The following is a 4,641-nucleotide window of genomic DNA, read 5'->3' on the forward strand; positions in this document are numbered from 1 at the left end:
GCCGGGCTCAGGTTGCGGCACTGCGGGCGGTGGGCTCTCGGGCGATGTCCCATGCGGGCCGATCTGTGGAGGTGCCGCGAAGGCTGCCGGAGCGCTTCGATCGTCGTCCTTTCCGGATCGACGCGCTGCCCTCCCTCGTCACATCCGAGCAGATGGAACGCGCGCCCGGGCGGTCGCGGAGATCCGTGGCGGCGGCCATGCGTCCAGAAAATCGATCTTCGCTGCACGTGCCGATCGGAATCGGAGGGGACGAGCTGGAGATCGTCGAGGTGGATCTGGATGCCGACAGTCCCGGTTTCATGATCAGCGGCCCGCCACGATCCGGGCGCAGTTGCGTTCTACTCACGCTGGCATTGTCACTCCTTACCGAGGGCGCCCGAATCGTCGCGTTGACGCCGCGTCCGTCGCCCCTTCGTTCCCTCGCCCACCGACCCGGCGTCGTTGCCGTTCTGGACGGAACCATGAACCTCGTGGAGGAAGCGGGAAGCAACAGCACCGGCCGTCACGGCGGCCGCGGGCGGGGTGAGTCAGCCGTCACGCCGAAGACCCGTCGGACCGACACCACCCGGTCGCTGACCGACCTGCCAACCGGCCTGTCAGGGGACGAACCTCTGGTCGTCCTCGTCGACGACGCCGAACTGGTCGGTGAACGGGCCGCGGCCGAGCTGGCGGCCTTCTGGCAGGCCGCACGCGACGGCGGCGGCGTGTTGATCGTCGCCGGTACGACCGAGGAGCTGCTGGGCCAGTACCGCGGATTCCTCGTCGACGTCCGCCGCAGTGGGTACGGGCTACTCCTGGCCCCGGGGCGGCCGGGTGACGGCGAACTGCTCGGAGTCCGGCTGTCCCGCACGATCGGCGGCCCCGCGCCTCCAGGTCGCGGGGTGCTGGTGCGCCGCGGAGCCGTCCTTCCCGTCCAGGTCGCCTGTCCCCCGACACCCAACCTGCTCACGTCCCCCTCTGCTCGAGTCCCGAAAGGAACAATGCCGTGCGAACCGTGACCACACCAGCGGCCCAACAGGCGGCCGGGCGGATGAGCCGACAGCTACCCGATCTGCAGGCGACCACGACAAATCTGATCAATCATGGCAATACGTTGGCGGACCCGCGAAACTGGGAGGGCCCGAAGGCGCAGGTTTTTCGTGCCCAGGTCTGGCCGGAGGTACAGAACGCGCTGACCGACCTGCGGACGAACCTCGCCGAGCTCGCCCGCGGCATCACCGAGATCAACCGCCGAACCGCCGCGGCCGGAAGCTGAGGGATCACCCCGGGACCACACCCTCCCGGGACCACTGTCCACTGCGCCGTTCGCTCTCTTCCATGCCATCGAGGCGCTTTGCCGCCGAGACGGCCGTCCAGTTCCCCGTCACCGGAGCACACCATGACCCAGCCGTCCGATGTCACCGTCCGCAGCACGCCACAAGCCGTGACCGCCATCGCCGATCTCACCACGATCATCAACGGCCCGCTGCTCACCCATTTCGACGAGCTCCGCGCCGCGGCGAAGGTACTGATCGACCCGGAGAGCTGGGACGGCCGTAGCGCGGTCGATTTCCGGACCACCGTCTGGCCGGGATACGACCGGACCCTCACCGAACTGCACACCCAGCTGGATCAGCTACGTGCGCGGCTCGCCGAGATTCAGAACGAGATCCAGAGTGCCGGATGACCAGACCACTCCGGGGTCGGTCCGGCCTCGGTGTGTGGCCAGCGCCGGTGTTCCGCGGATGCGGGAATGGACAAGGTGGTCGATCGAAGATACGCCTGCCCTGGTACGCCGCGACAGTGGACACTTTTAGAGATAACTCAACGTAAGAATAAATTTGGACATTTAGCATCAGAACGGCACCAGATGCCGACCTTGAGTAGGGTATCATAGATTTTTCATCCCGAAATTTCCTCTACGCAACCACACTGGCCCGATTACAGCGGGTTCGTCCTTCTGTCGCCGTCCAGGCACAGCAGCGCGAGGAGGCCGGGTGTCCACTGCACGAGATCGATGTGCGGGCATCCAGGCGGCTCGGCGCCGCTCCCGCAAGTCCCGTCGGCTCGCCCCAGTCCAGAGCCTGGAGCGCCGGCATCCACGGCGGAGACATGCCATCGACCGGATCCAGGTAATGGTCACAAGAAGGTCAGGGAACTGCTGCTTCGCCCTGGAAACCGGCTTCCAGCGACCTAGCATGAGCGCCACGCGACCGGGCACGAGGCCGTGCCCGGAGTGCCCATGCGCCCGACCCTGCGCCTGATCGGGGACGTTCATGTCCACGCCGCTCCCGCCACCATCGACACCACTTCGATCCGCGCGGCCGTCCTCGCCGCCGGCATCGATGACGTCCGCCTCTCCGGCGGCGGCACCGCGGTCACGACGGCGGCTTCCGCATGCCGGCGACCCTCCCTATCGGATGGTCGATGACAGGCCCGGGAGTGTGCCGGCCCGCCAGCCGGTGCCGGTGGTCTCCGCGGAGCTGCGGTCTCGGGAACGGCTGCGCGCCGCCGGGGCCATCGCTGCGATCGCCGGTGTCGTCCTCGGCGTTCCGGTCGTACTGATCCTGGTACTGGGTCCACCGCTCCAGAGCAGGGGCGGAACCGGCGCGGTCGTCCGAGCCATCCTGTCCCTGCTCTTCTGGGCCGCCTGGCTGCACTTCACCGCCTGTCTCATCGCGGAATGCCGAGCCGAGCTGCGCGGTACCGGCCTCGCCCCGCGGATACCGCTGGGCGGCGCCCCCCAGAACCTCGCCCGCCGTCTCGTCGCCACATCCGTGTTGTTCTCCGGGACGACGGTTCTGGTCGCCCCGATGACATACGCCCGGGCCCCCGCCGTTCCGCCTGCGCCCGGCCGGATGGGGACGGCAATGCCGGTATCGACGACCTCGGCGGCCCTGGTCGCTCCGCGGCCGGCTCCGGACGACAGGGCGCTCGCGCTCACGAGGGGTGATCGGGCTCCGGTGACCACGACAACGGATCCCGGCGCCGGCGCACCGACCCAGCAGACCTGGCCGTCACGGCCGGAACCGGGGAGCGGCCCGGCTGGCCCGGCTGGCCGCATGACACCGCGTGTCCGCCACGCCGAGTTGATCAGTCCGATCGCGGATCCGAACAGCCGGCTCGTGCCCAACGGGCGCATGATGAAGCTCTACGAGGTGCGACCTGCCGAGGGACGCCACCACGACACCCTCTGGGGCATCGCGGAGCGCTTCCTCGGTGACGGTCTACGGTATCGGGAGATCTTCGACCTCAACGAGGGTCGTGCCCAGCCGGACGGCCGCACGCTGTCCAAGCCATCGCTCATCCATGCCGGCTGGGTGCTGCTGCTGCCCGCCGACGCGCAGGGCGAGGGCCTGCAGGCACTGCATGTGCCGGACTCCGTCCCGGGATGGCCTGCCGCCGAAACGGGTACCGCGCCCCCACCCCCGGCGGCTACGACCTCACTGACCTCGACAACCACGGCCCCGGCGACCCGGGCCTCGATGATCCAGAACCCAGCTATCCCGATTTCGAAGACCCCGGGCCGGGGGACAGCGACGGTCGTCTCGGCGCCTCTCGTGCGCTGGCGGTCCTGGATGACGCGGCCGCGGTCGTCTCGGCGCAGAACACCGCGGTGGTCACCGGTGGCCCCGCTACACCCGGCCTGCTCACGTCCGACTCCTTCGGACCGTCCTCCCAGGGTCTGCTGGGGATAGCAGCCGCCAGCCTGCTCGCCGCCGGAGTTATGGTGGCGTTGTCCACACGCCGGTCGGGGCCGGCGAGCCCCCCGGAGGACGAGACAGAGCGCGCGCTGCTCCTGGCCGCCGACACGGATGCCGCCCGATTTGTCGACCGCTCACTGCGCGTTCTGTCTGCCGGCCTGACCGATCTGGGACGTCTGCTTCCCCCGATGTACGCGGCGATCCTCACCGACGACCTGCTGATCCTGCACATGGCACCCGCGGAGGAGGAGCCTCCACCGCCCCCATGGACCGTTGGCGAGGCGCCCGGGTCCTGGCGGATCGAGCGGATGCCCGGTCTGCCCGGTGACCAGCCGGCCCAGATGATCGCCCAGATGACGGCCGGCGTGCCGGCTCCGTTCCCGGCCCTCGTCACCTTCGGCCGGGACGACGCCGGGTCACGCATTCTCGTCGACCTGGAAGGCGCTCCGGGCATCATCAGCCTGATCGGCGACCTGGACGTCGCGACGGAGGTCGCGATCGCCGTGGCGATCGAGCTCGGAACCAACGTGTGGTCGGATGATCTGCGGGTCTGTCTGGTGGGTTTCCCGGCCGACACCGGAGCCGACCTGACGACGATCGCACCCGCTCGGGTCTGGACAGCGGACGACCTGAGCGCCGTCCTCGACGAACTCGCCGGACCACAGGACGACGCCGGTCGCACCGGCGTCGATCCGGCACCGGCAGACCCGCCGACCGTCACCGCGGGCGGCCGCGATCGGGTCACCGGCAATCCACGGGCGCTGGCACCCGATCTACTCATTCTCGCGGCCCCTCCCGCAGCCGCCGACGTCGCCCGGTTGACCAGGATGGCGAACGGGCGGGACGACGCCGTGGGAGTTCTCACCGTCGGCGACACCCCGGCCGCCCGCTGGCGCTTCACGGTCGAGTCGGACCGCCGCGTGTCCCTCGGCGTTCTCGGCGTCCAGGTACGGGCGCA

Annotated in this window: 3 protein-coding genes and 2 pseudogenes; all 5 read left to right on the forward strand. The window is 69.5% G+C overall.

Annotated features, from left to right (window positions below; genetic code table 11):
- Positions 1-998: pseudogene (locus AC08OX_RS15125) on the forward strand (FtsK/SpoIIIE domain-containing protein); the annotation flags it as partial.
- A complete protein-coding gene (locus AC08OX_RS15130) occupies positions 986-1,255 on the forward strand; it encodes a pyrophosphorylase (RefSeq protein ID WP_476608401.1) in 270 nt (89 codons plus the stop codon). The pseudogene AC08OX_RS15125 and the gene AC08OX_RS15130, both read left to right, overlap by 13 nt.
- A 123-nt stretch (positions 1,256-1,378) precedes the next feature.
- Positions 1,379-1,666, forward strand: coding sequence for a hypothetical protein (locus AC08OX_RS15135; RefSeq protein ID WP_011434875.1), 288 nt, complete (start codon positions 1,379-1,381; stop codon positions 1,664-1,666).
- 757 nt (positions 1,667-2,423) lie between these two features.
- Positions 2,424-3,677 (forward strand): LysM peptidoglycan-binding domain-containing protein, encoded by a 1,254-nt coding sequence (locus AC08OX_RS15140; protein WP_476608402.1) that lies wholly within the window; start codon positions 2,424-2,426, stop codon positions 3,675-3,677.
- A pseudogene (locus AC08OX_RS15145) lies at positions 3,596-4,641 on the forward strand (peptidoglycan-binding protein LysM); the annotation flags it as partial. The gene AC08OX_RS15140 and the pseudogene AC08OX_RS15145, both read left to right, overlap by 82 nt.

The sequence above is a fragment of the Frankia sp. CoBUL1 genome (assembly GCF_978021245.1).